5 protein-coding genes are annotated in these 4571 nt (G+C 62.8%); all 5 read left to right on the top strand.

The window, feature by feature from the left end; all coding sequences use genetic code 11:
- The coding region (locus tag EN925_RS24420; RefSeq protein ID WP_206632903.1) for a helix-turn-helix domain-containing protein at positions 1 to 389 on the top strand (389 nt) is incomplete at its 5' end.
- Positions 390 to 580: 191 nt separating this feature from the next.
- A complete protein-coding gene (locus EN925_RS24415) occupies positions 581 to 1573 on the top strand; it encodes a flavin reductase (protein WP_013525189.1) in 993 nt (330 codons plus the stop codon).
- Entirely contained in the window at positions 1570 to 3081 is a 1512-nt protein-coding gene (locus EN925_RS24410; protein ID WP_127388442.1) for an aldehyde dehydrogenase, read from the top strand. The genes EN925_RS24415 and EN925_RS24410 overlap by 4 nt, the downstream gene beginning before the upstream one ends.
- A 39-nt stretch (positions 3082 to 3120) precedes the next feature.
- Positions 3121 to 4194: an LLM class flavin-dependent oxidoreductase gene (locus EN925_RS24405; RefSeq protein ID WP_013525191.1), complete on the top strand. Its 1074-nt coding sequence runs from the start codon at positions 3121 to 3123 to the stop codon at positions 4192 to 4194.
- Positions 4194 to 4571: alpha/beta hydrolase (locus EN925_RS24400; RefSeq protein ID WP_128336992.1), on the top strand; the 378-nt coding region annotated here is incomplete at its 3' end. The genes EN925_RS24405 and EN925_RS24400, both read left to right, overlap by 1 nt.

Genomic DNA, 4571 nt, shown 5'->3' with positions numbered 1-4571 from the left:
GCCTGCGCATGATCCGTATCGGACGCTCGTTCGGCCGGACCGGCGTCTTTGCCAGCCAGGATTTCGGCCCGCTGCCGATGCTGATCGCGGCCGCCGAGGTGGAGGATGTGCGGAGCTTCGTGCAGGACAGTGTCGGCGCCATCGCCGATCACGATCGCCGGCACGGCACCCCCTATATGGAGACGTTGTTCTCTTATCTGCGCGAAGGCTGCCGCAGCCAGGCCTGCGCTGATGCGATGGGGCTGCACGTGACCACCTTGCGGTACCGGCTGGCGCGCATCCAGGAACTGTTCGGTGTCGATCTCGATACCCCTGAGCGGCGCTTTGCTTTCGAGCTCGCCATCCGCTTGCGCGAGGTCATCGACAACCGCGATTCGGTCGAAAGATAGCATCGTTCCAGCCTCCGCCGTGCGGACTGTTTCCAGCTTGGGTATCTTCCCTGCCGTTTGCGTTGTTGTCCGCGATCCTTGCTCGCAAACACAGCAGCCTCTCTGCCTGCTGTTCCTATCAACAGGAGGAAGAACGGCTGCAGGTCAGCGGCTAACGTCTCGCGCAATACAAAGAGGGAACACGAGGCCAGATGCTGACGACTCCACAGCCAACGATCGATCCGATTGCACTGAGAAGGGCATTCGGAACCTTCGTGACCGGCGTCACAGTCATCACCACCCGCGACGCCGATGGCACGCCGCGCGGGATGACGGCCAACTCCTTTACGTCGGTCTCGCTTGATCCGCCGCTGCTTCTGGTTTGCGTCGGCAAGGCCGCTGCCAGCTATGCCGCGTTCAACGCGTCCGACTCCTTCGCGGTCAATCTTTTGCATGAGGGGCAGACTGACGTCTCGGCGGTCTTCGCCTCGAAGGCGCACGACAAGTTCGGCTCGATCAGCCATGACCGTGTCCACACCGGGGCGCCAATCCTCAACGAATGCCTGACCTGGTTCGACTGCACCGTGCACAACCGCGTCGATGCCGGCGACCATGTCGTTCTCATCGGCGCCGTGCAGGCGTTTGGCACCAGTCCGTCGGCACCGCTCGGCTTTTGCCGCGGACGCTATGCCTCGGTGAAGGATCCACTGCCACCGGGCTGGCTTGCTTCCCACTCGATGATCGTCGGCTATTTGATCGAAGCCGAAGGCAACATCCTGTTGCGCGCCGACGGCAAGGGCGGCTGGGTGCTGCCCAGCGCCAAGAGCCGCAAGGCGGAAAACGAACTCAAGCTCGAAGGCGGCGACGCACTGACGCTGCTTCCGGATGAGACGTTTCTTTATTCCGTCTTCGATGTCGCCGACAGCGATCCCGGCTACCTCATCTATCGTGCCCGTCTCTCCGGCGCTTCCGCCGCCCTCACATTGCCCGCGGGATTCAAGTTCTTTCCGCTGGCGGACCTTCCCTACGAAGACATTCCTGCGCGCGAAATCCGCGCGCTGCTGCGCCGCTACAGCCGCGAGCGGCACGACGAGCGCTTCAGCATCTACATGGATTCGGGCGATGGCGGGCGTCTCGCCAGCATTGATGGCGGTTCGAAGCCATGGATGCAAAGCCCCAAGGACGCCGAACAGGAACAGCCATGAAGACGTCAGTCAAATCGATCGAGAATTCCCGCCAGCAGCTGTTCATCGGCGGCGGTTTCGTCGCACCGAAAGGCGGGCAATATATTCCAAGCTACGATCCAACGACCGCCAGGCCCTGGTATGAACTGGCCGAGGCCGACGCATCCGATGTCGATGCCGCAGTCACTTCAGCGCGGGCAGCCTTTGCCGATCCGGCTTGGCGCCGCATGACCCAGACCGACCGCGGCAAGCTCGTCTATCGCCTGGCGGAACTGGTGTTCGAACATGCCGACGAGCTGGCGCTGATCGAGACACGCGACAATGGCAAGCTGCTCAAGGAGATGCGGGCGCAGATGCGCGCCATGCCAGATTCCTACAGCTATTTCGCCGGGATGGCCGACAAGCTGCTGGGCGACACCATCCCCGTCAACAAGCTTGACATGCTGAACTTCAACATGCGCGAGCCGCTTGGCGTCGTCGGCATGATCACGCCGTGGAACTCGCCGATGATGCTGCTCACCGGCACCTTGGCGCCGTGCCTTGCCATCGGTAACACCGTTGTCATCAAGCCGTCCGAACACGCCACCGCCTCGACGCTGGCGCTGGCCGAACTGATCATGGAAGCCGGCTTCCCCGCCGGCGTCGTCAATGTCGTGACCGGCACCGGCACCAGCGCCGGCGACGCGCTGACGCGTCATCCCGACATCGCCAAGATCGTCTTCACTGGCAGCACGGCCACCGGCCGGCGCATTGCCGCAAATGCTGCGGCGAACCTGGTTTCGTGCCAGATGGAGCTTGGCGGGAAATCGCCTCAGGTCGTCTTTGCCGATGTCGACATGGACCATGCCGTCAACGGCGTCGTCTCCGGCATCTTCGCCGCCGCCGGCCAGAGCTGCGTTGCCGGATCGCGCTGCTTCGTCGAGGCCAGTATCTATGACCGTTTCGTCGACGCGCTGGTCGAGCGCGCCAGGCGGGTCAGGGTGGGCCACCCCCTGAATGACGATACCGACATGGGTCCGCTGGCGCTGTCGGCACAACTTGCCAAAGTTGAAAGCTACGTCGCCTCGGGCGTCCATCAGGGGGCGAGGATCGCGGCCGGTGGCCGCAGACCGCAATCGGCCGAGCTCGCGGAAGGCTGGTATTTCGAGCCGACCGTCATGGTCGACGCCCGCAACGACATGGACTTCATGCAGGAGGAGATTTTTGGGCCGGTCGTCGGCGTCATCCCCTTCTCGTCGGAAGAGGAGATGACCGCGCTCGCCAATGACACGCGCTACGGACTGTCCTCCGGCATCTGGACCAAGGACATCGACCGCGCGCTGCGCTTTGCCCGCAATGTCGATGCCGGAACCGTCTGGATCAACACCTATCGCGCCTCGTCGTTCATGTCGGCCAATGGCGGCTTCAAGGAAAGCGGCTATGGCCGCAGGGGAGGCTTCGACGTGATGGAGGAGTTCTCGCGGCTGAAGAACATCATGATCGATTATTCCGGGCTCATGCAGGACCCATTTGTCATCCGCCTGCGCTGAGCATCACCCACACCGACCACAAAGGACGGGACAACAGAAATGAAATTTGCAGTGTCGCTGACCATGGAGCGCTTCTCGCCCGACATGCCGATGTCGAAGGTGAAGAGCAATCTGCTCGAGCTGGCGCAGATGGCCGACGCGGGCGGCTTCGAGACGCTGTGGACGGCAGAGCATCATACGATCGAGTGCACCATCTCGCCCAATCCGTTGATGACCCTGACCTGGCTGGCGCAGCACACGCAGCAGATCCGGCTTGGCACCTCGACGCTGGTGGCGCCGTACTGGAGCCCGATCCGGCTGGCTGGCGAAGCCGCCCTTTGCGATCACCTGACCGGCGGCAGGCTGGAGTTCGGCATAGCCCGTGGCTCCTATCAATACGAGTTCGACCGCATGGCCGGCGGCATGCCACAGCAGGAGGGCGTCGCCTACCTCAAGGAACTGGTGCCGGCGGTGAAGAAACTGTGGGCCCATGACTATGCGCATGACGGCCACTATTGGAAGTTTCCGCTGGCCGCGGGCGTGCCCAAGCCATTGCAGAAGCCGCATCCGCCGATCTGGGTGGCGGCACGTGACCCTGGCACATTCGACTGGGCCGTAGGCATTGGTGCCAACATCCTGTCGACGCCGCTTTCAGCGCCCGCGGCCGAGATTGCCGTGCTCGGCGAAAAATTTCGCAAGGCGGTCGCCGACCATCCGGAAGTGCCGCGCCCACGCCTGATGATGCAACGCCGCACCTGCATCTACGATCGCCCGGAGGACTGGGAAGTCGCGGTCCGCCACGCCATCGACTACGGGCGCTCCTTCGAGAACCTCTTCCAGAACATCGGCACGGTAAAGAACGGTTTCCCCGAGGCTGTGCCTTATGAAAGCGTCAAGGGCAAGGACAACTACAATCCAGAGAGCATCCGCAAGAACCTGATGTTTGGCACCCCAGGCGAGATCATCGAGAAGCTCGAGGATTATGAGGCTGCGGGCGTCGACCAGTACTGCCTGGGACTCACCTTCAACCTGCCGTTCGAACTGCAGAAGAAGACGATCAGGCTGTTCGTCGATGAGGTCATGCCGCACTTCGCCACGCGGGATCGCACCAGGGCTGTCGCGGTGGGGCACTGATGGCGATGGCGACCGGTTCCTTCGTTCACGGCGATGTGGCGCTCAACTATCGTGTCGACGGGAACGGGCCACAGAAGCTGGTCTGCATCCATGGCGTCGGCTCCTATCTGGAAGCGTGGAGCGGCGTCGTCGCTCGCCTGCCGGATCAGTTCACCGTGCTCACATTTGATCTACGTGGCCATGGCGGGTCGGCGCGCATCAAGGGACGCTACGAGATTGATGACTTCGTCGGCGATACGCTGGCGCTGGCCGATCATGCTGGCTTTGCGCGCTTTCATCTTGCCGGCTTCTCGCTGGGCGGCCTTATAGCCCAGCGCCTGGCACTGACCCATCCCGATCGGCTTCAAAAGCTGGTGCTGCTGGCGACCGTCGCCGGG

Origin of the sequence: Mesorhizobium sp. M7A.F.Ca.US.006.04.2.1, from assembly GCF_004022915.1 — a bacterium.
In the GTDB taxonomy this organism is placed as follows: domain Bacteria; phylum Pseudomonadota; class Alphaproteobacteria; order Rhizobiales; family Rhizobiaceae; genus Mesorhizobium; species Mesorhizobium ciceri.
This window is presented reverse-complemented; position numbering and strand designations above follow the sequence as displayed.

Excerpts from the sequence above, each read along its gene's own strand:
- EN925_RS24415 (WP_013525189.1), top strand. The coding sequence starts at position 581 with ATGCTGACGACTCCACAGCCAACGATCGATCCGATTGCACTGAGAAGG.
- EN925_RS24410 (WP_127388442.1), top strand. The coding sequence starts at position 1,570 with ATGAAGACGTCAGTCAAATCGATCGAGAATTCCCGCCAGCAGCTGTTC.
- EN925_RS24405 (WP_013525191.1), top strand. The coding sequence starts at position 3,121 with ATGAAATTTGCAGTGTCGCTGACCATGGAGCGCTTCTCGCCCGACATG.